This window comes from Leisingera sp. S132, from assembly GCF_025144465.1.
Lineage (GTDB): Bacteria > Pseudomonadota > Alphaproteobacteria > Rhodobacterales > Rhodobacteraceae > Leisingera.
Genome location: NZ_CP083553.1, coordinates 1,208,994 through 1,232,519 on the forward strand (window position 1 = coordinate 1,208,994; position 23,526 = coordinate 1,232,519).

The following is a 23,526-nucleotide window of genomic DNA, read 5'->3' on the forward strand; positions in this document are numbered from 1 at the left end:
GCACTGAGTTGGAAAATTGAGCGCTTAGACCATCATTTCCTTGGTCGCGGTCAGGTTCAAGTCCGGGTAATCCCGCACCACCCGGTCGATGTCCCATTGCAGGCGGGTCAGGTACACGATGTCGCCGTCGTGGTCATGGGCGATGTGCTGCTTGTTGGCGTTGATGAACTTGTCCACCGCCGCCTTGTCGCCGCTGACCCAGCGCGCGCTGGTGAACTGGCTTGCCTCGAACCGCACCGGCAGGCCGTATTCCATCTCGATCCGGCTGGCCAGCACTTCGAACTGCAGCTGGCCGACCACACCGACGATGAAGCCGGAGCCGATCGAGGGTTTGAACACCTTGGCGGCGCCTTCCTCGGCGAACTGCATCAGCGCCTTTTCCAGGTGCTTGGCCTTCATCGGATCGCCCGCGCGCACCGTCTGCAGCAGTTCCGGCGCAAACGACGGGATGCCGGTCACCCGGATCGCCTCGCCCTCGGTCAGCGTGTCGCCGATGCGCAGCTGGCCGTGGTTCGGAATGCCGATGATATCGCCGGCCCAGGCCTCTTCTGCCAGTTCCCGGTCGGAGGCCAGGAACAGCACCGGGTTCGACACGGCCATCGGCTTCTTGGTGCGCACATGGGTCAGCTTCATGCCGCGCTTGAAGTGGCCTGATGCCATCCGCACAAACGCCACCCGGTCGCGGTGCTTGGGGTCCATGTTGGCCTGAACCTTGAACACGAAGCCCGCAACCTTCTTTTCCTCCGGCGCCACCTGGCGCGGCTCGGCGGACTGGGGCTGCGGTTCGGGGCCGTATTTGCCGATGCCGTCCATCAGTTCCTTGACACCAAAGGAGTTGATGGCCGAGCCGAACCAGATCGGGGTCATGTGGCCCTCAAGCACCGATTGCGGATCGAGGGCGGGCAGCAGTTCGCGCGCCATCTCGACCTCTTCCAGCAGTTTGTCCAGCAGATGCGCGGGCACGTGTTCGGCCAGCTTGGGGTCGTCCAGGCCCTCAATCGCGATGCTTTCCGCCACCTTGTTGCGGTCGGCGCGGTCCATCAGCTCCAGCCGGTCGCGCAACATGTCGTAGCAGCCGATAAAATCGCGCCCGACACCGATGGGCCAGCTGGCCGGGGTCACATCGATCGCCAGCATCTCCTGGATTTCGTCGATGATCTCAAAGGTGTCGCGGCTTTCGCGGTCCATCTTGTTACAGAAGGTCAGGATCGGCAGATCGCGCAGGCGGCAAACCTCGAACAGTTTCTGGGTCTGGCTTTCCACACCTTTGGCGCCGTCAATCACCATCACCGCCGCATCCACCGCTGTCAGGGTGCGGTAGGTGTCCTCGGAGAAATCCGAGTGGCCGGGCGTGTCCACCAGGTTAAAGCGGAAGCCGCTGAAATCAAAGGACATCGCAGATGCGGATACCGAGATTCCGCGGTCCTTTTCCATCTGCATGAAGTCCGAGCGCGTGCGCCGCGCCTCGCCCTTGGCGCGCACCTGGCCGGCCATCTGAATCGCACCGCCGTAAAGCAGGAACTTTTCAGTCAGCGTTGTCTTGCCGGCGTCCGGATGCGAGATGATCGCAAAGGTCCGGCGCCGGGCAATTTCGGCGGGCAGTTCGGGGCGGTTTGCAGCGGTGTCCAACATGCGGCTGGCTGTATCCACAAACCGCGTCAGAGGCAAGAAAAACGGAACCCGGCGGGCGTTGGAGCGGCATTCCGCAATGAGATAGAATGTTTTGCCTATAATTCGCTAACGCTTTTCCTGTAACACTTGCGCTGCACCTGTGTGTTACAGGGGATCAATAAGCTCTTTCGTTTCAGGAACGATGCGTGCAGCAGGATGAGATTTCAGATCATTTTGGCGTTCTCGACGCCGTCGAGTTAGCGGTGATAGTCCTGAAGGTGGGCGAAGACGGGCTGCCGCGCTACGTCCACATGAACACCAAGTCGCGTGAGTTCACCAAGTTCGAGTACGGCGATTATGCAGGCAAGACCGCACTCGAACTTTACGGCGGGGCAACCGGGCGCCGCGCTTTGAACCACCATCTGGCCGTGATCAGCAGCGGCAGGGAAGCAACCTACGACATTGTCCTCCCGACCCAGAACAAGGAGAAATACCTCAGCACCACGCTCCGCCCCGTGTTTGGCGCGGACGGGCGGATGACCTATCTTGTCGGGTCGTCGACAGACATCACAACCGAGCGGGAGCGCGACGAGGCGCTGGAGCTGACCCGGATGGCCCTGGACAAGGCCGAAGAGGCCAGCCAGGCCAAGGAACGGTTTCTCGCCAACATGAGCCATGAGATCAGGACGCCGATGAACGGCATCATCGGCATGTGCGAGCTGCTGAAAGAGACTGATCTTGACGAACAGCAGCAGCTGTTTGCCGATACAATCTTCAATTCCGCGACGGCCCTGCTGACGGTGATCAACGACGTGCTCGATTTCTCCAAGATCCAGGCCGACAAGATCTCCTTGCACGATGCGCCGTTTTCGCTGCGGGACGTGGTTCAGGACGTGGGAACCCTCCTGTGGGCCAGGGCCGCGTACAAGGGGATCGATCTGCGCACCGAATACCCCGGGGACGTGCCGCATGAATTTGCAGGCGATGCGAGCAAGATCCGTCAGATCCTGATGAACCTGCTGGGCAACGCGATCAAGTTCACCGAAGACGGCCATGTCACCGTCAGTGTCGCCTATGACCCCGGGGCTGCCTCGCTGCCCCTGTGTATCCAGGTCTCCGATTCCGGTATCGGGATTGAGCCTGCACAGATGAATTGGATCTTTTCCGCCTTTGAACAGGTCGACAGGAAGGAAGCCCGCGTGATCGAGGGGACAGGGCTGGGGCTGGCCATCACCCGTGCGCTGGCGGAGCGGATGGGGGGCAGGGTCACGGCTGCCTCTGTGCCCGGTGAGGGGTCGGTTTTCACAGTTCGCCTGGACTTGCCGCAGGCGGGCGGCGCGGCTCCTGACGGTCCGGGCATGGCGCCTTTTCAGGACAGCAGGCGGGCGCTGGCCGCCCCGCCCAGCATGGCAGTGCCGGAGCTGCCGCCGGAGGCGCTGAATGGCATGCGTATTCTGGTGGCCGAAGATAACAGGACCAACCAGCTGCTGGTCCGGAAAATGCTGAAGTCCACCGGCGCCGATCTGCGCTTTGCCGCCAATGGGTTGACTGCGCAGGAAATTTTTACCGCTGAAGGCGCGGATCTGATCCTGATGGACCTGTCGATGCCGGTCCTGGGCGGGCTGGACGCCGCCCGCCGGATCCGCGCGCATGAACGGGAGCGAGGCCTGCCGGAATGCCCCATCGTCGCTCTGACCGCCAATGCCCAGCCCAGCGATGTGGAGGCCTGCCTGGCCGCCGGGATGAATGATTTCCTGGCCAAACCCTTCCGCAAGAATGAGCTGCTGGCGCGGATCCTGCGGCAGGCAAAACCAGCCTGAAAAAGCGGGGGTGCCGGGCGTGCACCCCCTGTACACCCCCTGTGCCCCCCCGGTGCCGCGTGGCGGGGCAGAGGCCTGCCCGGCGGTGTTGCGGGGGCACCGTACGCACCGCTGGCGCGGAATTAACCGGATCGGGGCAGGGTGGGATCAGCGCGGAAGTGCCGCCCCGCGCCGAAACCGCCGCCACGGGAGAGAGCGATGCCCAGCAAGCGATACTATGACAATGAAATGCAGCTGGAGCTTGATGAGCTGCAGCAATCCCTGCGCCGCGACTGGCTGGACAAGAGCCTGCCCCGCGAATGGGACGGCATGGACAGTTGGGAGCGGACCAGCAAGCCCAAGACACGGGTGACGATCCGGCTGGATGCGGACATGGTGAAATGGTTCCGCAAGCTGGGCCCGAACTACAGCCGCCGCATCAACTCCGTGCTGCGGACCTACTGGATGGCGCTGATGGCGGGCTATATCCAGGCCCACGACAAGGACAACACCATCCTGCGGCTGAGCCTGCAGGCGCGCTACATCGCGATGGGCCGGAATGCCGACGGGACGGAGCGGAAGTGACGGGGGAAGGGTGGGCGTTGTGACTATTGCCCCGTTCGGAAGGCTCTGTTGCGCAAATCGGGTGAGGGATTCATCTCATGAATCCAGCGTGATAGCTGGAGGGCATGAGCAGACCAACACCCCCGACCTACAAGATCAAGAACTGGCGGGCCTATAACGAAGCGCTGAAGCGTCGTGGCTCTCTGACGATCTGGTTCGATCCCGAGATGACGTGGGAGGCCCGGCCGACCGGCAAGAGAGGCCGACAGCCCATCTATAGCGACGCCGCGATCAAGACCTGCCTGACGATGAAGGTGCTGTTCCGTATGGCGCTCAGGCAGACGACCGGCTTCGTGGAAAGTCTCCTGCGATTGAGTGGATTGGACTGGTCGGTACCGGATTTTAGCACGCTTTCACGCCGCCAGAAGTCTCTCGCCGTGAACATCCCGTATCGTGGTTCTGAGGGGCCGCTACACCTGCTGATCGACAGCACTGGGATAAAGGTAGAGGGCGAAGGCGAGTGGAATGCGCGCAAGCACGGTGGCTCGAAACGCCGCGTGTGGCGCAAGGTTCACCTCGGTATCGACGAAAAGACACTGGAAATCCGGGCAGTCGAGTTCACCAGTAGCAACATTGGTGATGCGCCCATGCTGCCGGAACTGCTTAATCAGATCCCGCCCGAGCAGGAGATCGGCAGTGTCACGGCAGATGGCGCCTACGATACGCGCAAGTGCCACGATGCCATCGCCAACCGAGGTGCCAATGCCGTCGTCCCGCCCCGCAAGAACGCCAAGCCCTGGAAACCCGACACCGCAGGCGCGATTGCGCGCAACGAAGCGCTGCGGGCGTCGAAATACCTTGGCCGAGCGCTTTGGCGGAAATGGAGTGGATACCACCGCCGAAGTCGTGCCGAAACCAAGATGCACTGCATGAAACTGCTGGGACAAAGACTGATGGCACGGGATCCTGGACGTCAGGTTGCCGAGCTTCAGCTCCGTGTTGCGGTCATGAACGGATTCACCGCGCTTGGCATACCCGTCACAGAGGCAGTGGGATAAGTCCGTCTGGGGAAAGGGGAACCTTGGCCCTCAACCGATTTGCGCAACAGAGTCTCTTTGATCAAGCGAGATCGGCGCCCCTGAATGACCGGTCTGAACTTCGTCCCTGTTGCCGGACACCAGGGTAATTTACCCCTGTCCAGGAAAGGAGCATGGAATGGGACAAACGAGACGGACGTTCACAGATGAATTCAAAGCCGCAGCGGTTGGTCGGCTTTATAAGCCTGGTGCTACACAAGGTGGTGTTGCCAAGGAGCTTGGAGTGACGAGCTCGCAATTGAAGCCGTGGCGCTTGGAGATCGAAGCGGCGGGATCAATGGCGGCACTGCGCAGGCAGCAGGCGGATGCGGCGGAACTGGATCGTCTACGGAAGGAAAACAAACGTTTGAAGGTGGAAAATGAAATCCTTGAGAAAGCTTCCGCTTTTTTCGCCTCAAGGGCAGCGAAGACATGACTGCGAAACATGCCTTTGTCGCTGCCCATAAGGCTCTTTATCCCATTTCCCTGCTCTGTCGCATTCTGGGGATCGGCCGCAGTTGGTTTTATGGTTTTACTCAGTCGCAACCAACCCGAGATCAGCGGCAAAAGCTGCGTACCGACCGGGACGCCGAGTTGCTGCCAAAGATAAAAGCGGCGTTTTCTCAAAGCAAAAAACGATATGGGTCAAAGCGGGTCCACCAGGATCTGAAAGCCGATGGCGAGGCAGTCTCGGAGCGTCGCGTCGCCAGAATAATGAAGGAAAACAGTATCTCACCGCGTCTGCGCAAGCGCCGGAAGCCGCGCACGACTGACAGCAATCACTCTTTGAAACCATCGCCGAATTTGCTGGAGCAGCAGTTCGATTGTTCCGTTCCAAACCGGGTTTGGCTGGCCGACATTACCTACGTCGATACGGACGAAGGATGGCTCTACGTCGCCGCCATCAAAGACATGGCAACACGTGAAATCGTCGGCTGGGCCATGGACGGTCATCTGCGATCCAAACTGTGCTGTGATGCCTTGAACATGGCCCTGGGGCGGCGTGGTCCGGTGCCTGGGCTCATTCACCATTCGGATCGCGGCGTGCAATACGCTGGCAGCGAATACCGTGCGCTGCTCGGGTCCGCGAAGATCATCCAATCAATGAGCCGAACCGGCGAATGCCTGGATAACGCTCCAATGGAAAGTTTCTTCGCATCACTGAAAAAGGAACTGGTTCACCGGGAGCGCTTCAAAACGCGCGCCCAGGCAAAGGCGGCGATCTTCGAATACATTGAGGTCTTCTACAATCGCCAGCGACGTCATTCTGCCATCGGCTACCAAACCCCCGCGCAAGCATACGAAACCATGGCTTGGAAAAGCGCAGCGTAGGGTCAATAATCAAACTGTCCGGAAATCGGGACGAACTCCAGTCTGGCGAAATTCGCTGCAAGACAGCGATGAACGTGCCGCACTTGCGAACGAATGCTGCGTCAGCGAAGCCCAATGAACTTCGTCCCTGTTGCCGGACACCAGGGTAATTTACCCCTGTCCAGGAAAGGAGCATGGAATGGGACAAACGAGACGGACGTTCACAGATGAATTCAAAGCCGCAGCGGTTGGTCGGCTTTATAAGCCTGGTGCTACACAAGGTGGTGTTGCCAAGGAGCTTGGAGTGACGAGCTCGCAATTGAAGACGTGGCGCTTGGAGATCGAAGCGGCGGGATCAATGGCGGCACTGCGCAGGCAGCAGGCGGATGCGGCGGAACTGGATCGTCTACGGAAGGAAAACAAACGTTTGAAGGTGGAAAATGAAATCCTTGAGAAAGCTTCCGCTTTTTTCGCCTCAAGGGCAGCGAAGACATGACTGCGAAACATGCCTTTGTCGCTGCCCATAAGGCTCTTTATCCCATTTCCCTGCTCTGTCGCATTCTGGGGATCGGCCGCAGTTGGTTTTATGGTTTGACTCAGTCGCAACCAACCCGAGATCAGCGGCAAAAGCTGCGTACCGACCGGGACGCCGAGTTGCTGCCAAAGATAAAAGCGGCGTTTTCTCAAAGCAAAAAACGATATGGGTCAAAGCGGGTCCACCAGGATCTGAAAGCCGATGGCGAGGCAGTCTCGGAGCGTCGCGTCGCCAGAATAATGAAGGAAAACAGTATCTCACCGCGTCTGCGCAAGCGCCGGAAGCCGCGCACGACTGACAGCAATCACTCTTTGAAACCATCGCCGAATTTGCTGGAGCAGCAGTTCGATTGTTCCGTTCCAAACCGGGTTTGGCTGGCCGACATTACCTACGTCGATACGGACGAAGGATGGCTCTACGTCGCCGCCATCAAAGACATGGCAACACGTGAAATCGTCGGCTGGGCCATGGACGGTCATCTGCGATCCAAACTGTGCTGTGATGCCTTGAACATGGCCCTGGGGCGGCGTGGTCCGGTGCCTGGGCTCATTCACCATTCGGATCGCGGCGTGCAATACGCTGGCAGCGAATACCGTGCGCTGCTCGGGTCCGCGAAGATCATCCAATCAATGAGCCGAACCGGCGAATGCCTGGATAACGCTCCAACGGAAAGTTTCTTCGCATCACTGAAAAAGGAACTGGTTCACCGGGAGCGCTTCAAAACGCGCGCCCAGGCAAAGGCGGCGATCTTCGAATACATTGAGGTCTTCTACAATCGCCAGCGACGTCATTCTGCCATCGGCTACCAAACCCCCGCGCAAGCATACGAAACCATGGCTTGGAAAAGCGCAGCGTAGGGTCAATAATCAAACTGTCCGGAAATCGGGACGAACTCCACAAAAAGTGAATGACCGAAAAGTCCCGCACTGTGTGAGTTCACCGGTTCCAAAACCTCGCAGCCGCAGCGAACGGCCGGAACGGCGGGCTGCGCCGCGGCATGAAACCTCGGCGGGTTGCGTCAAACGGCCGAGTTTGCAAAGGGTGCTTTCTGCGCAAAGCGGATGCGCGACGTTACCCAGGCTGCACCCGCAGCGAACGGCAGCAAGGTCCGGCCCCCCCCGATTGATTTTTTCCGCCGCCTTTGCCTAGATACCCGCAAGCCCTTGATTGCAAACCACGGGGAAAGAGGCGGGATGCTGTATCGGATTTGGCTGTTCCGGGCCGCGGTGGCGGGGTGGTGCTGGCGCTCCTGGCGCTTGTCAATTCTCCGGCCCGGGCGGGGGAGCGGATTGCGCTGGTGGTGGGCAATTCGAACTATGCCCATACCGCGCCGCTGGCCAATCCCGGCAATGATGCGCGGGTGATGGCGGCAGCGCTGGAGGGGGCGGGGTTCGAGGTGACCACGCTCTTGGATGCGGATCTGGGCGGTATGAAACAGGCGCTCTTGCGGTTCGGGCGGCGGCTGCGCGGCGAGGGGGGGAGGCCGGGCTGCGCCAGGAAGTGGTGATGGAGGACCGCGACGGGCTGCAGGAGCTGCGCCTGCGGCCGCTGGGGCAGGTCACCTGGATCACGCTGACGCTGAGCGGCGTTTATCCCGGCAGCAGGTACCGCGATACCGCGGTCAGCGAGGTGCAGTTCCGCTGAGCGCGGGCGGTTTTTGCGGCTGCTGTGCCGGGGCGTCCCGGCCCAGGGAGCGGAAACCGGCCCCGCGTCAGGCCGTGGCGCATTGCGGCGGGGTGCATATCTCCCACATATCCTGCAGCGCGCTCAGCACCTTTTTGGTGCCGGCGGCGGAGCTTGGCTTGATGATGTAGCCGCTCACGTTGCGGTGGTAGGCACGGGCGATGTCCTTGGGGTTGTCCGAAGTGGTGAACATGAACACGATGTTGCCGGAAATCTCGTCCTTGGCGCGCAGTTCCTCAAGAAACTCATGCCCGTTCATGCGCGGCATGTTGATGTCCAGCAGGATGAAGAACGGGCGCGGCAGGTCCCGCGCGCGTTCAGTGGTGAGGATCTCCAGCGCCTCCAGGCCGTCGCAGGCCCGCACGATCCTGGCTGACGGGGACTGCTTTTTCAGCGTGCGCTCCAGGATGAGCGCATCCACGTCATTGTCCTCAACCAGAAGGATGTTCATTCAGTATTCTCCACGTCAGGCGGCTTTGTCTTGGTGTTCTGCCGGGGCACTGCGCCCCTGGCCCGGCCAGCTAAACCGGAATTCGGCGCCGTGTCCAACCTCTGATTCCACGGTCACCTCAAACCCGTGCTGTTCCACAGATTTCTTGACGATGGCGAGGCCTATGCCGGTGCTTTCCGGCTCACCGGCGCGGCGCAGCGTCTGAAAGACATCGAAGATCCTGCTGTGGTAGTCAGGAGCGATGCCGGCGCCGTTGTCGCAGACCGAGACGTCGTAGCGGCTTCCTTTATCCTCCACTGTGACAGTGATCTGTGCCTGTTCCGGGTCGGGGTGGTACTTGACCGCATTACCCACAAGGTTTTCCAGCACGCGGACAAAGTTGAAGGTATCCGTGGTGATGCGGGTTGCGTTGCCGCTCAGCTCCAGCTGGGTGCCGGACAGGCCAAAGTCGGACCGCAGCGCCTTGATCATATCCTGCAGGCACAGCTCCGCGTCTTCGGCTGAATGCACGCCGGTCCGCGCATATTCCATCACCCCCTGCGTCAGGTTGTTCATCCGGGCCACCCGTTCGGTGATCCGGGCCAGGTTGGCGGCCACATCCGGGTCTGCATCAGCGGAGTTGAAGTAGTCTTCCAGGTCTTCCTGGATCATCTCCGTCAGCGCCCCGATACCGCGCACCGGCGTCTTCAGGTCGTGGGAGGTGATGTAGACAAACTGCTCCAGCTCGTCGTGGGCCTTCTCGAGCCTCAAGGTCTTTTCCTTCAGGTCCGCGGTGACCCGGTCCGCATAGGCCCTGGCGCGCCTGCCGGAGCGCGCCATGAGGAACAGCAGCGAAATCACCAGCGTTTCGATCACCAGGCCGCCGATCAGGATCAGCACCGGCTGGGAGTAGGAGTGCGCTTGCCGGAAGCCGAGGCTGGTACGGAAGTCGAGTGTCCAGGTGCGGCCGTAAATCTCCATCTCGACCGTCTCGGAGAACCGGGGGGCCGGGTCGAACTGAGGGTCCGCCGGATCATGTTCGTCATAGATCGTCTCGCCGCCGTCACTGATGCTGAAGCGCACGTGCCGGAGGTCCTTGGACAGCAAGCCCGCCATCAGCTTGCGGACCACAAAGGGCGCATAAACCATGCCGTCCAGATGCCGTTCGTCCGGTGCGGCGCTGGTGCTGATGCCGCCGGTGTAAAAGGGGGCATAGAACAGGAAACCCGGAGTGCTGCTTTCATCCTGCACCAGCACGATCGGGCCGGTGATCCGGGCTTCGCCTGTTGCGCTGCTGGCCAGGGCTGCTGTCCGGCGGTTCACCTCATGCGCGACATCCAATCCAACCGCTGCGGCGTTGATGTCTTCCGGCTCGATAAAGGAGATGGGCAGGCGGATGCTGTTTTCGTGATCCGGGTAAACGGCGAACCCTGGCCGCTCCTGACGCCGGGTCTGCAGATAGCTTTCGAAGTCGCCCGGCTCGACATGATGAATGATGCCGATGCCGTTGATCCCGGCATAGCGTTTGTCCACACGCAGGGAACGCGCAAATTCCTTCCACTCCTGATAACTCATGTCACCGCCATGGGACTGTACTGCGGAAACACCGGCCCAGAGCGCGTCCTCATATTTCGCCATCCGGGCGGAAATCAGGCCGACCGCCTGGTCGCGTGCGGCCTTGAAGGCGTTTTCGGTGCGGGTCTCGGTCTGCGCCTTGGCGTAGTACCAGGCCCCGAGGGTCATCATCAGCGACAGGCCGATGATCAGAACATGGATCAGCGAGAGATGGCTGTGGCTGAAAAGCCGGCGCCAATTTTGCAATCTAGAGGAATGTTCCGGCATGTAATCGCAATCCCTTGCCCACCAGTTCATTCTGCTTTTACGCGATTAATATTGTGTGAACAAACCTTTTGGGAGTGGCATGTTTTCTTGCGTCAGGCCGGAGATTCGGACTCCCTTCTGCTTCGATGCGGGACCGCCTTGCGTGGCCTCGGCAAGCCCTTGAATTTGAATTGCCTGCCGGGTCAAAGTTTCGCGGCTTAGCGCAGCGAAGAGCGTTTCAGCAGCCGAACCGCGTCCGGCCGGTCCAGCAGGGAGCGGTTCACGTCCAGCCCGTGGGCGCCGCGTGTGTGGGCCGCCGGCAGGGTGCCGGGGCGGGTGGCCCAGAAATCCTCGGGCAGCACCTGACGGGTGACCGGATCCAGGAAGGTGCTCTCGGCCGCGATGCCCTCGGCATAGATGATATGGTGCTGGTCGAACAGGATCTGGAAGTAGTCGGTAAAGCCGCCGTCGAGCACGACCACGCTGCCGCCGTTCACCAGATCGCGGGCGCGCACCAGCAGTTCCGGCGCGCCGGCGCCGATCTCATCCCTGCGCTGGTAGACCATCAGCCGGTGGCTGGGGCTGACGATCAGGTCGTTGGAATTGTTGAGGGCACCCTTGCGGATCAGGATCGGCGCCAGATCGCCCACCGCGCGCAGGGTGGACTGGCCGACCCAGCGCACCTCCTGGATGCCGTCGTCGCGGGTCAGCACCCGGTCGCCTGCGCGCATCTCTTCGATCGGGCGCTGTTCGCCGGTCGACAGGGTGATGCGGGTGCCGCGGGTAAAGGAGACGCAGGCCGACTGCGCCAGCTTGCGCCGGGCCGGTTCGCGCGCAGCCTTCACCAGCGTGTAGGGCATCTGGGTCTGCAGCGGCGCCAGCGGCACCAGGAAAATGGCAGCGATATAGCCCTCTGCGTCGGCTTCCACCATCACCAGGGTCTCAGTGTTGGGGCCGCGGTCAGGCATCAGGGTCAGCAGGCAGTCAAGATGCAGCACCGCGCCGGGGGTGCCGATGGCGCTGCCTTCCGCAATGGTGAAACTGCCGTCGTGATGGGCGGCGATGCCAAGGCGCTGCGGCGGGGCCGGGCCGTCGAGCAGATAGATGTCGTCCAGCACCAGATCTTCCAGCACGCCAAGCGGGTCGCCCGCGTTGGCGCCGTATTCGACACGGAAACGCTCGGCCGGGTAGGCCTGAACGGAAGAGAGGCTGGCAGTCACTGTCTGTCCCATCTGCGGGTCTGTCTTGGTCCATATGTGGGCGCGCGCAGGGCGCTGTCCAACAAAAATGCCTGCGGAATGTGGCACAATGGCGGTGGAACGGGGCTGATTTTCCGGCAGCTTCACGATTGGGTCAGCCGCCGTCCGGGGCTGGCCTTTGGCGGGCGGGCGGTGCACTCTCCGGCAAACGGTGAAGAATCCGGAGGGAGGAAAACGATGGATCTGGGTATTTCGGGCAAGCGCGCGCTGGTCTGTGCCAGCAGCAAGGGGCTGGGCCTTGGCTGCGCAGAGGCGCTGGCGGAGGCCGGTGTGAACCTGGTGATGAACGCCCGCGGTTCAGAGGCGTTGGAGGCCTCGGCGCAGGCCATCCGTGACCAGTACGGCGTAGATATGGTGACGGTGGCTGCGGATGTCGCCACGCCGCAGGGCCAGAAGCAGGTGCTGGATGCGGCAGAGGGCGTCGATATCCTGGTCACCAACGCGGGCGGTCCGCCGCCGGGCATGTGGACCGATTGGGACCGCGAGGATTTCATCAAGGCCCTGGATGCCAACATGCTGGCGCCGATTGCGCTGATGAAGGCGCTGCTGCCCGGCATGATGGAGCGCGGCTGGGGCCGGGTGGTCAACATCACCTCGGTTTCGGTCAAATCGCCGGTGTCGGTGCTGGGGCTGTCGAACTCGGCCCGTGCAGGGCTGACGGGCTATGTCGCGGGCACTTCGCGGCAGGTGGCGGGCCACGGCGTCACCATCAACAACCTGCAGCCGGGCATCCATGCCACCGACCGCGCCGTGGCGCTGGATGGCGGCGCGGCCAAGGCGCAGGGGATCACCCCCGAAGAAGCGCAGAAACAGCGGTTTGCCACCATTCCCGCGGGCCGCTATGGCACCCGGCAGGAATTTGGTGCCGCCTGCGCCTTCCTGTGTTCGCAGCACGCGGGCTTTATCGTCGGGCAGAACATCCTGCTGGACGGCGGCGCCACCAACAGCACGATGTAAGGAGGGGCAGGGCGCATGGACGGCGGGTTTTCCCTGAAGGACCAGTTGTTTAACCGGGGCAAGGTTCGCTATCTGGCGGGCCTGTTCGCGGCTGCGGACGGCGGGTTCGATGCTGATGCTTTCGAGACCAAGGTGATGGCAGACCTGCCGGCGCTCGAGCTGAAACAGCGGATGACGCTCATTGCGGATGTGCTGGCGGATCACCTGCCGGAGGCGCTGCCCGAGGCCGCGCCGGTGCTGCTGAAGGCGCTGCCGCCGCCCTTGGACCCGTCGAAAACCGATGATGATTTCGGAGATTTCATCTTTGCTCCCTTGGGCGAATATGTGGCCGCCAGGGGGATCGGGGCGCATCCGGAGCTGTCGCTGGACCTGCTGGAAGAAATCACCCAGCGGTTTTCCATGGAATGGGCGATCCGCCCGTTCCTGAACCGCTGGCCGGCAGAGGTGCTGGCGCGGATGGAGCTATGGGCCAGCCACTCCAGCTATCACGTCCGCCGCCTGGTCAGTGAAGGCACCCGGCCGCGGCTGCCCTGGGGTGAGGCGGTGGGATTGCAGCTGGATGAGCCGCTGCCGCTGCTGGACCGTCTGCATTCCGACCCGACCCGTTATGTCACCCGGTCAATCGCCAACCACCTGAACGACGTCGCCAAGAAAGACCCGGATCTGGTGATGGACCGTCTGGAGCACTGGCAGGCAGCCGGGGCGCAAGCGGCCAAGGAATTGGACTGGATGACCTCCCACGCGCTGCGCGGGCTGGTCAAGGCAGGGCACCCGCGGGCAATGAAGATGCTGGGCTATGACCCGGATCTGGCGCTGGGCGTAGAAATCGCGCTGAAAGCGCAGGATGTGCGGATTGGCGAAGCTCTGGAGTTCTCGGTGCATCTGGAGGGACAGGCAGGTTCGCCCGTCCTGATCGACTATATCCTTCATTTTCAGCGGCCTGGCGGCAAGGTCTCGGCGAAAGTGTTCAAGCTGAAGCAATCGAAAATTTCTGGCAAATTGTTGAAATTGGACAAGCGCCACAAGCTGAAGGGCAACGCCACGACCTTTAAACTGGTGCCGGGGCCGCACCGGATTGAGCTGATGGTCAATGGCAGAGTGCGGGCCGAGGCGGAGTTTGAACTGCTGCCGGAGAGGTGAGCCTCAGCCACGTCATCGAAAAAATTTTCCGCCCGGCCGGCAGGCCGGGCCGCGCAATCCCCACGTTCTATCACAGTTGCGTCAGGCCTCCCGCCGGCCCGATTGCCGGAGTGCCTGAGGGGCGCTATCCCGATGGTCCGGAACCATCAGGAAAGGCGCCCCCATGAAACATGAAAACGTGCAGACTTATTACGGCGAGGTGCTGCAAGGCAGCGACGACCTCCAGACCAACGCCTGCTGCACGCCGGATGATATGCCGGATCATGTGAAGGCGGTGCTGTCGAAGATCCACGATGAGGTGCTGACCCGCTACTATGGTTGCGGGCTGATCGCGCCCGAGGCGCTGGAAGGGGTCAAGATCCTCGACCTTGGCTGCGGCGCGGGACGGGACGTCTATGCGCTGTCGGCGCTGGTTGGCGAGCACGGCAGGGTGGTCGGCGTCGACATGACACCCGCCCAGCTGGAGGTGGCTCGCCGCCATCAGGACTATCACGCTGAGGTATTCGGCTATGCCAAGTCCAACGTCGAGTTTCACCGCGGGTTTATCGAGACGCTGGAGGAACTGGACCTGGAGCCGGGCTCCTTTGACATCATCGTCTCCAACTGCGTGATCAACCTGGCCACCGACAAGGGCGCGGTGCTGCGCGGCGCGCATCACCTGCTGAAAGAAGGCGGGGAGATGTATTTTTCCGACGTTTACGCCGACCGGCGGGTGCCGCAGGAGATGGCGGAGGATGAGGTTCTGTACGGAGAGTGCCTGTCCGGGGCGCTCTATTGGAACGATTTTCTGTCAATCGCCAAAGAGTCCGGTTTCAAGGACCCGCGGATGGTGACCTCACGCCTTTTGACCATAGAAAACCCGGTGCTGGAAAAACGGGTGCAGCCGCTGAAGTTCCTGTCGGCCACCTACCGGCTTTTCAAGCTGCCAGTCTTGGAACCGGCTTGTGAGGATTACGGACAGGCGGTGATCTACAAGGGCACCATTCCGCACGCGCCCCACGTCTTTGCGCTGGACGATCATCACGTGATCGAGGCGGGCAAGGTGTTTCCGGTCTGCGGCAACACCTGGATGATGCTGCAGAATACCCGGTTGGCGCCGCATTTTGAGTTCATTGGCAGCTTTGAGACCCACTATGGGATATTCGAAGGCTGCGGCGGCAATTCGCCCTTCAACGGGCTGGAACAGGACGGCGCCGCGCCGGGGTGCTGTTAACACGGCAAATCCGAAATTGAAGTCTGCCGCCCGGCGGCACCGCCGGGCGCTGCCCTCGCCAAATTCTCTTCCTTGGCCTTAGGCTGACCGCACCGCTTGCGGCGCTGCCGCTGGGTTGCTATCCCGGCGTGAACCCAAGCGTTTTCATCGGAAACAGCCCGAGGCCTCATGAACACTGCCCCTGCCGGCATCAGCCGCACGATTGCCCCGCCGCGGCTGGAAATCCGCAACCTCCGGCGCTTCTTCGAAGGGCGCGCGGTGGTCGACGATGTCTCGCTGCAGATCCAGGCCGGGCAGGTGACCTGCCTGCTGGGCCCCTCGGGCTGCGGCAAATCCACCACCCTGCGGATGATCGCGGGCGTGGAGATGCAGGACAGTGGCGAGATTTATGTTGATGGCAAGCTGATTTGCGACACCGTGTTCCGGGTGCCGCCCGAGCGGCGCGAGATCGGGCTGATGTTCCAGGACTTTGCCCTGTTTCCGCACCTGAGCGTCGCTGACAACGTGGGCTTTGGCCTTAAGGGCAGCAAGGATGAGAAACGCACCCGGGTCGAGGAACTGTTGAACCGGGTGTCGCTCAAGCGTTTCATCGACGGCTACCCGCACCAGCTGTCGGGCGGCGAGCAGCAGCGGGTGGCGCTGGCCCGGGCGATTGCGCCGCGCCCGCGCATCATGCTGATGGATGAGCCGTTCTCCGGCCTCGACAACCGGCTGCGCGACGGCATCCGCGACGAGACGCTGAGCCTGCTGAAAGAGGAAGACACCGCTGTTCTGCTGGTCACGCATGAGCCGGAAGAAGCGATGCGCATGGCTGACGAGATCGCGCTGATGCGCGGCGGCAGGATCGTGCAGCAGGGTGCGCCCTACAACGTCTATACTCACCCGGCGGACAAGGCCGCGGTGTCTTTCTTCAGCGATGTGAACGTGCTGAAGGCCGAAGTGAACGGCGCACTCGCACGCACCGCCTTTGGCGAGTTCCTGGCCCCCGGTGTGGCGGATGGAACCGCGGTGGAGATCGTGTTCCGCCCGCAGCATCTGCGCATCGACTTCGACCGCGGCGGCCAGGGGCCTTTGCCGACCCCCAGCGATGGCGTGCCGGCGCGGGCGGTGGTGGAGCGCGCGCGCTTTCTGGGCAGCGAGAGCCTGGTGGAGTTCCGGATGGATTTCGACGGCTCTGTGCTCAAGGCGACGGTGCCCAACGTGTTCCTGCCGGAGGCCGGCCGGGTGATGTGGCTGACAGTGCGCCGAAACCGCTGTTTTGTCTTTCCTGCCTGACCGTTAGAGGGCAGTCTGCAGCCAGCGGAACGGGAGGTGCAGATGCAGGGCAGCTATCAGATCAGGCCGCTGGCGGGTGCGGAAATCCAGACTGCTGTGGACTGGGCCGCGCGCGAAGGCTGGAACCCCGGCCACCGGGATGCCGCCTGCTTTGCGAGCGTGGATCCGGAAGGCTTCTGGGGCGGGTTCCTGGACGGGCAGATAATCGCCTGCATTTCAGTGGTGAACTACGGCGCGGCGTTTGCCTTCCTCGGCTTCTACATCGTGGCGCCGGAGTGTCGCGGGCAGGGTTACGGGTATGCCTTGTGGCAGCAGGCGCTGGCCCATGCCGGGGGGAGGGTTGTCGGCCTTGACGGGGTGGTGGACCAGCAGGAGAACTACCGCCGCTCGGGATTTGAGCTTGCCTACCGCAATATCCGCTTTGGCGGGGTGCCGTCAGCCGGGCTGGCGGTTTCTGAGGACTATGATGTGACAGCACTTACTGCCCCCGCGGCGGAGCTGGAGGCGCTGGACGCCCGCGTCTTTCCAGCGCCGCGCCGGGTGTTCTGGCGACAATGGCTTGGGGCAGAGGGGCATCACTCCGTTGCCGCGTACCGGGACGGGAGTCTTGCCGGTTTCGGCACCCTGCGGCCCTGCGGCAACGGTTGCAAGATCGGGCCGCTGGTCGCGGTCTCCCGCATGGCGGCAAAGGCGGTGCTGGCGCGGCTGCTGCAGGAACTGCCACCCGGACAGGAAGTGTTTCTGGATGTGCCGGAGCCCCATGGCGCGGCGGTGGAACTGGCGCGCGGCATGGGGCTGGAGCCGGTGTTTGAGACCGCCCGGATGTACCGCGGGCCTGCGCCGCAACTGGATACGGATTTGATTTACGGTGTGACGAGCTTCGAGCTGGGTTAGGGGCGCTGCCCCCGCCGCCGCTGGCGGCTCCCCCGGAGTATTTTGAGAAAGATGAAAGAGCTTAGCCAGAGTTTCCGTAAGGATCGTAATCCTGCAGCCGCTTGCCGGGTTCGTCCACGAACAGCTCGGGCAGGGCAGAGGCGTCCTCGATCAGGTCGACCCGGAACACCCGGAAGGCCTCGCGGGTTTCGCACCAGGCGGTGAGGGTCCAGACCCGGCCCCAGTACTCCATGTGCAGCGGGCGGATTTTGCGCTCTGTCAGGGTGCCGTCGATGCGGCGGTATGTCAGCTGCAGTTTCTGGCGCGCTTTGATGGCAGCGCGCAGGGTTGGCATATGGGCAAGGGCGCGGGCGGCGTCCGAAAACGGATAGACCGCGAATTTCCAGGCGTCGGCCTCTGCGATGGTCTGCTCCGGCAGCACCGCGTCCACCTTGGCTGCCAGCGACAGCGCGGCAGCCTTCAGGTCCGGATCGGCGGCCTCAGCCACAATGGCCATGCCAAGGTTGAGCGCCTCCAGTTCCTCTGGCGTTAGGGTCAGCGGCGGCAGGCTGATCTGCTCGCGCACCATGTAGCCGACGCCGCGCTCGCCCTCCACCGGCACACCGGAGGCCACCAGCGTGTCCATGTCGCGGTAGATAGTGCGGGTGGAGACCTCCAGCCGTTCGGCGATGTCCTGGGCGCGGTGAAGCTTCCCGTCGCGCAGGATCTGGATGATTTCGAAAAGGCGGTCGGTGCGGCGCATGGGGCTAGCCTTTGCGCGGTGGCGTGAGGAGGTCAAGGGCTGCGCCCGGCCCGCAGGCGCAGCCTGCAGTGATTCCGGCCTTCAGGCGCAGCCCGGCAGGCTTAGGGCGTCATCTGCCACAGCACCTCTTCATGGCGCATGCTGGCACTGTCAGGCGCAAGGGCCGCCGCCACCTCCGGCGCGAAGTCCTGCTGCATGAAGGTCTGCGCCACCTGTTTTGCCGTTGCCATGTCCTTCCAGACCACATAGTCGGTCCACTTGCCGTCCTCGCCCTGGCTGAGCTGGCGTGTGACAAAGCCGTCCTGGGCGCGCACGAAGCCCTCGGTGCGCTGCATCAGCGCTGTGAAATCTGCGGGACTCACGCCATCGGCCAGTTTGAAGGTCACGATTTCGGCGACATGTTTGCTCATCACGTTTCTCCTTTGTTCATGTGATGGGCTGGATTTACCGCCTTGCAACTGACATAAACCTGTCAGTTGGATGCGGGCGGCCGGCAAAAACTTCGGATTCCCGCGCTTGCAGGCGCTTTCTGCGTGCGGAGTTGCTTTCGCTCAAAGCAGCGGCCGCGCTAAACCCGTAGCGAACAATTCCACCGGCGCCGCCAATCTGCGCCGGATCAAGTAAGTAGCGAACAATTCCACCGGCGCCGCCAATCTGCGCCGGATCAAGTAAGGAGAGACTCATATGCTCAACAACATCGGCCTGCCTGGCCTGCTGCTCATCGCTGTCGTGGTGCTGGTCCTGTTCGGCCGCGGCAAGATTTCCTCGCTGATGGGGGAAGTCGGCAAGGGCATCACCTCGTTCAAGAAGGGCATCAACGAAGGCACCAAGGAGCTGGAGCAGGACGCCGCTGACGCCGCCAAGGACGTCACCCCGGGAGCCGAATCTGCGACCGAAAAAGACAAGGCCTAAGCGCGGATGTTCGATCTTGGGTGGACCGAACTGCTGGTCATCGGCGTTGTCGCGCTGATCGTCGTCGGCCCCAAGGACCTGCCGGTGCTGTTCCGCAATGTGGGGCGGTTTGTCGGCAAGGCCAAGGGGATGGCGCGCGAGTTCAGCCGTGCGATGCATGACGCGGCGGATGAGGCCGGGGTCAATGAGGTCGCCAAGGGGCTGAAGGCTGCGTCGAACCCGATGAGCACCGCCATGGACGGGGTCAAGCAAGCCGCGCAGGAGATGGCGTCGTCGATCGACCCCACCAAATACGACCCCGAAAGCGAGACCGGCAAGCTGGCGGCTGAGCGCGCGGAAGACGCCAAGAAGATCCAGGCGTCGACAGCGCGTGCCGCAGCCGAGCGCAAGGCGCGCGAGGCGGAGGAGGCGCTGGCTAAGGCGGAAGCTGCCGAGGCGGCGCTGAAACCTGCGGCAGCGAAGGAAGAAGAGGCCAAGTCATGAGCAAGACGGATGAGATCGACGACTCAACCGCGCCGCTGATCGAGCATCTGGCCGAGCTGCGCACGCGGCTCATCCATTCGGTGCTGGCTTTCATCGCTGGCATGGTGATCTGCTTCACCGTGGCGACGCCGGTGTTCAACTTCCTGACCGCGCCGCTGTGCCAGGTGCTGGCCGAGAGCGGGCAGGATTGCGCGCTGATCTTCATCAGCCCGCAGGAAGGCTTCTTCGTCGCGATCAAGATCTCCTTCCTGGGCGGTTTCATCCTGGCGTTTCCCTATATCGGGTTCCAGATGTGGCGGTTTGTGGCGCCGGGGCTGTATAAATCCGAGAAGGGGGCGTTCCTGCCTTTCCTGGTTGCGTCGCCCTTCATGTTCCTCTTGGGCGCCAGCTTTGCCTTCTATGTGGTCACGCCTCTGGCCTATGACTTCTTCCTCGGTTTCCAGCAGTTCGGTTCCGGCGGCGAGGCGGTGGTCGGCGAGGAAGTGAACCAGGGTCTCAGCGTGGTGTTCCAGGGCTCCGCCCAGGAGTATCTGAACCTGACGATCAAGTTCATCGTGGCCTTTGGCCTGTGCTTCCAGCTGCCGGTTCTGCTGACCCTGATGGGTAAGGCCGGGCTGGTCAGCGCCGACGGCCTGGGATCTGTCCGCAAATATGCGGTGGTGGCGATCCTGGTGCTGGCGGCCCTGGTGACGCCGCCGGATGTGATCACCCAGATCATCCTGTTTGTGGTGGTCTACGGGCTTTACGAGATCTCAATCTTCCTGGTCCGCCGGGTGGAGGCCAAGCGCGAGGCGAAGCTGCGCGCGGAGGGCTACTATGACGACGAGGAGATGGAGGCCCATCCGGATGATCCGGTGCCTGCCGAGGCCGAGGACGGCAAGGGCTGAAGGGCCTGAAACGGTTTGAAATGGAAAAGCGCGCCTGAGAGGGCGCGCTTTTTATTGGAAGTGCTGGTCTGCAATGAGCCCAACTTGACCGATGCTGCGCAATCAACGAATGTCGGGTTGCCGTTTCCCAGCTACAGTTCCGCCAATTATTCACAAACAAATTTCCGCAACGTCGTGCGACGCTGCGGATAATCGATTTTGTTGCGTTGTTGCCGCGCTTTAAGGCAGAAGATTATGAACGATCCGGCCATTCAACATTGTCATCAAGACCTTCGTTTCATGAATGGTATGCGGTTCGGTTTCGAACAAGTTTCGATCCAGCACAATCATATCAGCCAGTTTGCCCACTGAGATTGAGCCTAGGTCGTCTTCCTGGCCCATCTGATAAGCAGCGGACATGGTGTAAGCTTGGATGGATTGCTCAAGGCTGATGCTTTCCTCTGCCGGGGCCATCGGATCGCCCTCTGTCTGTCCAAGTCCCAAGCGTGTCAGTCCGACTTCCATTGCATGAAATGGAGTGCATCCGGTGATCGGGCGCCCGCAGGCCGGAAAGTCACTGCCACTGGTCAGGACCACGCCCGCTTCGATAAATGAGCGCGCCGTGCCAACCATCAGCGTGTCGTCCTCAAACACAGCAGGATTGCGGTGTTGGAAGTTCAAGTTGTTGCCTTCGAAATTCACCGCGCCAATGACACCCAGTTCCGCAAAACGCGGGAAGTCGGATTTCATGATCGGGTCCATGTGGGTGATGATGAACCGGCTTTCCGTGTCCGGTTGGGCTGCCCTGGCCGTTTCCATACCATCAAGCGTCTGAGTGACGGTAAAGGGCGTTGTGGCATGCACCATTACGTTGAGATCAGCCTCGGCAATCCGCGTGAAGATGTCGCTCAATTGCGCGCTGTCGAACAAAAGGTGAGATTTCGACGGATCAGGTGATTGTCCATCGTTAGAGACCTTGATGCCGGTAATCTTCAGCAGATCGCTGTCGTAGGTGTCCCGAAGCCTTTTGGCCTCTGCGACGGCCACATCTGCATCGGTTCCATCAATCACGTAGAAAGAACCGTTATAGCGGATGTTGAGTTGCCCGCCCGCTTCTAGTTCTCGCAAAGCGATGTAGGCGTTTTCCTGAACCGACGGCGTGCCTGCGTCGAACAGGGAAGTGATGCCGACGGTCGCAAAGTCCGGAAGAACCCGTTGATACCCGGCAAGGAACTGCTCGGGGGTGCCAAGTCCAAGCGCGCTGAGATGTGACCAGAACGCCGCGCCTTCAACCAGGTGGCCTGTTGGCTCGCCGTTGCTGTCCCGACGATAGAAATGCGCGCCAGGAACAGGGTCAGGCGTGTCGCGCGTGATATTCAAGACCTCCAGCGCCTTGCTGTTGGCCCAAGCACTGTGGCCAAATCCGGAAATGATAAAGACAGGGCGATCCGGGACAACAGTATCCAACATCTCCTTTGACGGCCCGGCGGGACCAAAGACGGGCGGTATATATCCAAACCCAGCGATGACTGGCGCATCCGGGTTGGCGTCCGCATATTGTTTGACAGCGTCCTGATAGTCACCGATGCGCATGTTCGGCGTCAGGATCACCCCGAGCGCTGTGGCGAGGCCAGCCACTCCGGGATGGGTATGAATGTCGTTCAGACCCGGCATCATCATACGCCCATCTACGTCAATGACCTGTGTGTCCTCGTTGCGGTATGTCAGTGCAGAATTGGCATCACCCACGAAAGTAATCCGGTTGTCGTCCACAACCACCGCCTCTGCCCAAGGCTGCGCTTGATCCACAGTGTAGACCTTGGCGTTTGTGAAGATGTAGTCATCCGCGAACGCGGCGCTGCACAGCGAGACTGACGCGAGTAGGGCAACCGATTGTGTGAGGCTTGGAAAGAGACGAGGAAGTTTCATCTTTCGTTCTCCTGGGGATGCTTAGTTTTGACTTAGGAGCGAATGTGGAAAGACTGGTCTTTAAGGAGCTGTTCTGCCGGAGTGATGAGCATCTATTGGGCTGGGATCTTTGTATTGGCGGAGGCAGGTATCATTCAGCGACCCGATAACTTATTAACGGTGTTAACTTGACGCTTATTAACACTGTTAGTATCTGTCAAGCACGAAGAATGCGAAAGTAGTGTAATGAACCAAAGGTTGCCGTCCGCTGAGCGCAGCAAGGAACTCATTGAGATCGCCAAGGCGCTGTTCGTAGATTTTGGACCTGAGGGAGTGAAGCTGAGAGAGATCGCTCGACAGGCCGGTGTGTCAGCCCCTTCGGTTTACAATCACTTTGCAAGTTTGGAAGACTTGCTGGCGGCAATCCTGGAAGAACATCTCGACGATCTCCTTGAGGTCTACGCGGCGATAAGCACGCTGCCACCAGAACGGGCTGTGAGGGAACTTTGCAAGGAGCACACAATGCTTCTGGCCGAAAATCCCGCAGCCGCGCATTTGCTGATGGCCCATCAGCAATTAAAGGCGAAACTCGGTCCCCTGCGCCACATCGCTGAAAAAATCTCCGCCTTGAACACGGCCGAAGCCGCAATTTTCAAGAGCGGTGAGTCCCAGGGCGTTTTCCAGGAGGTGGACTTTCATGACGTGACGTTGGCCCGACTTGGAATGACGACAACTATCCTGTCGGCGCATCGGACCAATAGTGGAATAGTACAGGATCAAGTTGCGACAACTGCCGAAACCGTCTCAGCGTTCGTGCTGAAAATCCTAAAAGCCACGCGGGTAGCTGGCGACACGCATCAGTAAGCGCCAATGATTCAGGATAATGCCTTGTTGTGGGGCACTGTTTTCAAGACCCGACATTGGAGCTCCCGCAGCGAAAGCTCAATTTGTCCCGCTCAATTGCCTTTCGCGGTTTCAGGCTATTCAGTCGATCTCCGCAAAAGTGTAAGGCCAAGCCGCAGGCAGGACGTCCACACCCCCAACACT

Annotated in this window: 25 protein-coding genes; 18 read left to right on the forward strand and 7 right to left on the reverse strand. The window is 61.4% G+C overall.

Annotated features, from left to right (window positions below; genetic code table 11):
* Positions 1-24 precede the first annotated feature (24 nt).
* A complete protein-coding gene (locus K3725_RS05890; RefSeq protein WP_039179140.1) occupies positions 25-1,632 on the reverse strand; it encodes a peptide chain release factor 3 in 1,608 nt (535 codons plus the stop codon).
* A gap of 185 nt (positions 1,633-1,817) precedes the next feature.
* Here K3725_RS05890 and K3725_RS05895 point away from each other — a divergent pair, with 185 nt between their 5' ends.
* From K3725_RS05895 to K3725_RS05935, 9 genes are all read left to right on the forward strand, one after another.
* Entirely contained in the window at positions 1,818-3,431 is a 1,614-nt protein-coding gene (locus tag K3725_RS05895; protein ID WP_260017896.1) for an ATP-binding protein, read from the forward strand.
* Positions 3,432-3,629: 198 nt separating this feature from the next.
* A complete protein-coding gene (locus K3725_RS05900) occupies positions 3,630-3,995 on the forward strand; it encodes a BrnA antitoxin family protein (RefSeq protein ID WP_260017897.1) in 366 nt (121 codons plus the stop codon).
* 104 nt (positions 3,996-4,099) lie between these two features.
* On the forward strand, positions 4,100-5,032 hold the full coding sequence (locus K3725_RS05905) for an IS5 family transposase (RefSeq protein WP_260015482.1): 933 nt from the start codon (positions 4,100-4,102) through the stop codon (positions 5,030-5,032).
* Positions 5,033-5,189: 157 nt separating this feature from the next.
* On the forward strand, positions 5,190-5,486 hold the full coding sequence (locus K3725_RS05910; RefSeq protein WP_260017898.1) for a transposase: 297 nt from the start codon (positions 5,190-5,192) through the stop codon (positions 5,484-5,486).
* Complete coding sequence (locus tag K3725_RS05915; protein WP_260017899.1) at positions 5,483-6,382, forward strand: IS3 family transposase; 900 nt, start codon at positions 5,483-5,485, stop codon at positions 6,380-6,382. The genes K3725_RS05910 and K3725_RS05915 overlap by 4 nt, the downstream gene beginning before the upstream one ends.
* A 178-nt stretch (positions 6,383-6,560) precedes the next feature.
* Positions 6,561-6,857: a transposase gene (locus tag K3725_RS05920; RefSeq protein WP_260016509.1), complete on the forward strand. Its 297-nt coding sequence runs from the start codon at positions 6,561-6,563 to the stop codon at positions 6,855-6,857.
* Positions 6,854-7,753 carry an IS3 family transposase gene (locus K3725_RS05925; RefSeq protein WP_260017900.1) on the forward strand — a complete coding sequence of 300 codons (900 nt, stop codon included), beginning with the start codon at positions 6,854-6,856 and terminating at the stop codon, positions 7,751-7,753. The genes K3725_RS05920 and K3725_RS05925 overlap by 4 nt, the downstream gene beginning before the upstream one ends.
* Before the next feature lie 350 nt (positions 7,754-8,103).
* Entirely contained in the window at positions 8,104-8,403 is a 300-nt protein-coding gene (locus K3725_RS05930; RefSeq protein WP_260017901.1) for a caspase family protein, read from the forward strand.
* On the forward strand, positions 8,403-8,540 hold the full coding sequence (locus tag K3725_RS05935) for a hypothetical protein (protein WP_260017902.1): 138 nt from the start codon (positions 8,403-8,405) through the stop codon (positions 8,538-8,540). Before K3725_RS05930 ends, K3725_RS05935 begins: the two co-directional genes overlap by 1 nt.
* Before the next feature lie 67 nt (positions 8,541-8,607).
* Here K3725_RS05935 and K3725_RS05940 read toward each other — a convergent pair whose 3' ends face one another.
* The 3 genes from K3725_RS05940 to K3725_RS05950 form a co-directional block, all read right to left on the reverse strand.
* Positions 8,608-9,030, reverse strand: coding sequence for a response regulator (locus tag K3725_RS05940; RefSeq protein WP_260017903.1), 423 nt, complete (start codon positions 9,028-9,030; stop codon positions 8,608-8,610).
* Between the two features lie 15 nt (positions 9,031-9,045).
* Positions 9,046-10,830, reverse strand: coding sequence for a CHASE domain-containing protein (locus K3725_RS05945; RefSeq protein ID WP_260017904.1), 1,785 nt, complete (start codon positions 10,828-10,830; stop codon positions 9,046-9,048).
* Positions 10,831-11,048: 218 nt separating this feature from the next.
* Positions 11,049-12,062 carry a Hint domain-containing protein gene (locus tag K3725_RS05950; protein WP_260017905.1) on the reverse strand — a complete coding sequence of 338 codons (1,014 nt, stop codon included), beginning with the start codon at positions 12,060-12,062 and terminating at the stop codon, positions 11,049-11,051.
* A gap of 204 nt (positions 12,063-12,266) precedes the next feature.
* Here K3725_RS05950 and K3725_RS05955 point away from each other — a divergent pair, with 204 nt between their 5' ends.
* The 5 genes from K3725_RS05955 to K3725_RS05975 all read left to right on the forward strand — a co-directional run bounded on the left by K3725_RS05955 (position 12,267) and on the right by K3725_RS05975 (position 17,568).
* Entirely contained in the window at positions 12,267-13,046 is a 780-nt protein-coding gene (locus tag K3725_RS05955; RefSeq protein ID WP_260017906.1) for an SDR family oxidoreductase, read from the forward strand.
* A 15-nt stretch (positions 13,047-13,061) separates the two neighbouring features.
* The gene (locus K3725_RS05960; protein WP_260017907.1) at positions 13,062-14,186 is read left to right on the forward strand and encodes a hypothetical protein; all 1,125 of its coding nucleotides are present in this window, start codon (positions 13,062-13,064) and stop codon (positions 14,184-14,186) included.
* Positions 14,187-14,349: 163 nt separating this feature from the next.
* Positions 14,350-15,399, forward strand: coding sequence for a methyltransferase domain-containing protein (locus tag K3725_RS05965; RefSeq protein ID WP_260017908.1), 1,050 nt, complete (start codon positions 14,350-14,352; stop codon positions 15,397-15,399).
* Positions 15,400-15,567: 168 nt separating this feature from the next.
* On the forward strand, positions 15,568-16,674 hold the full coding sequence (locus tag K3725_RS05970; RefSeq protein WP_260017909.1) for an ABC transporter ATP-binding protein: 1,107 nt from the start codon (positions 15,568-15,570) through the stop codon (positions 16,672-16,674).
* 42 nt (positions 16,675-16,716) lie between these two features.
* Positions 16,717-17,568 (forward strand): GNAT family N-acetyltransferase, encoded by an 852-nt coding sequence (locus K3725_RS05975; protein ID WP_260017910.1) that lies wholly within the window; start codon positions 16,717-16,719, stop codon positions 17,566-17,568.
* Positions 17,569-17,629: 61 nt separating this feature from the next.
* Here K3725_RS05975 and K3725_RS05980 read toward each other — a convergent pair whose 3' ends face one another.
* Together K3725_RS05980 and K3725_RS05985 are read right to left on the reverse strand one after the other, a co-directional pair.
* Positions 17,630-18,310, reverse strand: a complete 681-nt coding sequence (locus K3725_RS05980) for a YafY family protein (RefSeq protein WP_260017911.1) — start codon at positions 18,308-18,310, stop codon at positions 17,630-17,632.
* Between the two features lie 101 nt (positions 18,311-18,411).
* Positions 18,412-18,720: a hypothetical protein gene (locus K3725_RS05985; RefSeq protein ID WP_260017912.1), complete on the reverse strand. Its 309-nt coding sequence runs from the start codon at positions 18,718-18,720 to the stop codon at positions 18,412-18,414.
* Between the two features lie 274 nt (positions 18,721-18,994).
* Here K3725_RS05985 and K3725_RS05990 point away from each other — a divergent pair, with 274 nt between their 5' ends.
* Genes K3725_RS05990 through tatC form a run of 3 tightly spaced genes read left to right on the forward strand, consistent with a single transcriptional unit; the run spans position 18,995 to position 20,592 of the window.
* Positions 18,995-19,222, forward strand: coding sequence for a twin-arginine translocase TatA/TatE family subunit (locus K3725_RS05990; protein WP_260017913.1), 228 nt, complete (start codon positions 18,995-18,997; stop codon positions 19,220-19,222).
* A 6-nt stretch (positions 19,223-19,228) separates the two neighbouring features.
* Complete coding sequence (tatB, locus tag K3725_RS05995) at positions 19,229-19,705, forward strand: Sec-independent protein translocase protein TatB (protein ID WP_260017914.1); 477 nt, start codon at positions 19,229-19,231, stop codon at positions 19,703-19,705.
* Positions 19,702-20,592, forward strand: a complete 891-nt coding sequence (tatC, locus tag K3725_RS06000; protein ID WP_260017915.1) for a twin-arginine translocase subunit TatC — start codon at positions 19,702-19,704, stop codon at positions 20,590-20,592. Before tatB ends, tatC begins: the two co-directional genes overlap by 4 nt.
* Positions 20,593-20,811: 219 nt before the next feature.
* Here tatC and K3725_RS06005 read toward each other — a convergent pair whose 3' ends face one another.
* Entirely contained in the window at positions 20,812-22,500 is a 1,689-nt protein-coding gene (locus K3725_RS06005) for an amidohydrolase (RefSeq protein ID WP_260017916.1), read from the reverse strand.
* Between the two features lie 225 nt (positions 22,501-22,725).
* Between K3725_RS06005 and K3725_RS06010 the strand changes: the two genes are divergently transcribed.
* Positions 22,726-23,343 (forward strand): TetR/AcrR family transcriptional regulator, encoded by a 618-nt coding sequence (locus tag K3725_RS06010; RefSeq protein ID WP_260017917.1) that lies wholly within the window; start codon positions 22,726-22,728, stop codon positions 23,341-23,343.
* Positions 23,344-23,526: the final 183 nt, after the last annotated feature.

What these genes read in the sequence shown, in the direction of transcription:
- K3725_RS05890 (WP_039179140.1), bottom strand. Translation starts at nt 1,632, where the DNA reads ATGTTGGACACCGCTGCAAACCGCCCCGAACTGCCCGCCGAAATTGCC.
- K3725_RS05900 (WP_260017897.1), top strand. Translation starts at nt 3,630, where the DNA reads ATGCCCAGCAAGCGATACTATGACAATGAAATGCAGCTGGAGCTTGAT.
- K3725_RS05905 (WP_260015482.1), top strand. Translation starts at nt 4,100, where the DNA reads ATGAGCAGACCAACACCCCCGACCTACAAGATCAAGAACTGGCGGGCC.
- K3725_RS05910 (WP_260017898.1), top strand. Translation starts at nt 5,190, where the DNA reads ATGGGACAAACGAGACGGACGTTCACAGATGAATTCAAAGCCGCAGCG.
- K3725_RS05915 (WP_260017899.1), top strand. Translation starts at nt 5,483, where the DNA reads ATGACTGCGAAACATGCCTTTGTCGCTGCCCATAAGGCTCTTTATCCC.
- K3725_RS05920 (WP_260016509.1), top strand. Translation starts at nt 6,561, where the DNA reads ATGGGACAAACGAGACGGACGTTCACAGATGAATTCAAAGCCGCAGCG.
- K3725_RS05925 (WP_260017900.1), top strand. Translation starts at nt 6,854, where the DNA reads ATGACTGCGAAACATGCCTTTGTCGCTGCCCATAAGGCTCTTTATCCC.
- K3725_RS05935 (WP_260017902.1), top strand. Translation starts at nt 8,403, where the DNA reads ATGGAGGACCGCGACGGGCTGCAGGAGCTGCGCCTGCGGCCGCTGGGG.
- K3725_RS05940 (WP_260017903.1), bottom strand. Translation starts at nt 9,030, where the DNA reads ATGAACATCCTTCTGGTTGAGGACAATGACGTGGATGCGCTCATCCTG.
- K3725_RS05950 (WP_260017905.1), bottom strand. Translation starts at nt 12,062, where the DNA reads ATGGGACAGACAGTGACTGCCAGCCTCTCTTCCGTTCAGGCCTACCCG.
- K3725_RS05955 (WP_260017906.1), top strand. Translation starts at nt 12,267, where the DNA reads ATGGATCTGGGTATTTCGGGCAAGCGCGCGCTGGTCTGTGCCAGCAGC.
- K3725_RS05960 (WP_260017907.1), top strand. Translation starts at nt 13,062, where the DNA reads ATGGACGGCGGGTTTTCCCTGAAGGACCAGTTGTTTAACCGGGGCAAG.
- K3725_RS05965 (WP_260017908.1), top strand. Translation starts at nt 14,350, where the DNA reads ATGAAACATGAAAACGTGCAGACTTATTACGGCGAGGTGCTGCAAGGC.
- K3725_RS05970 (WP_260017909.1), top strand. Translation starts at nt 15,568, where the DNA reads ATGAACACTGCCCCTGCCGGCATCAGCCGCACGATTGCCCCGCCGCGG.
- K3725_RS05975 (WP_260017910.1), top strand. Translation starts at nt 16,717, where the DNA reads ATGCAGGGCAGCTATCAGATCAGGCCGCTGGCGGGTGCGGAAATCCAG.
- K3725_RS05980 (WP_260017911.1), bottom strand. Translation starts at nt 18,310, where the DNA reads ATGCGCCGCACCGACCGCCTTTTCGAAATCATCCAGATCCTGCGCGAC.
- K3725_RS05985 (WP_260017912.1), bottom strand. Translation starts at nt 18,720, where the DNA reads ATGAGCAAACATGTCGCCGAAATCGTGACCTTCAAACTGGCCGATGGC.
- K3725_RS05990 (WP_260017913.1), top strand. Translation starts at nt 18,995, where the DNA reads ATGCTCAACAACATCGGCCTGCCTGGCCTGCTGCTCATCGCTGTCGTG.
- tatB (WP_260017914.1), top strand. Translation starts at nt 19,229, where the DNA reads ATGTTCGATCTTGGGTGGACCGAACTGCTGGTCATCGGCGTTGTCGCG.
- tatC (WP_260017915.1), top strand. Translation starts at nt 19,702, where the DNA reads ATGAGCAAGACGGATGAGATCGACGACTCAACCGCGCCGCTGATCGAG.
- K3725_RS06005 (WP_260017916.1), bottom strand. Translation starts at nt 22,500, where the DNA reads ATGAAACTTCCTCGTCTCTTTCCAAGCCTCACACAATCGGTTGCCCTA.
- K3725_RS06010 (WP_260017917.1), top strand. Translation starts at nt 22,726, where the DNA reads ATGAACCAAAGGTTGCCGTCCGCTGAGCGCAGCAAGGAACTCATTGAG.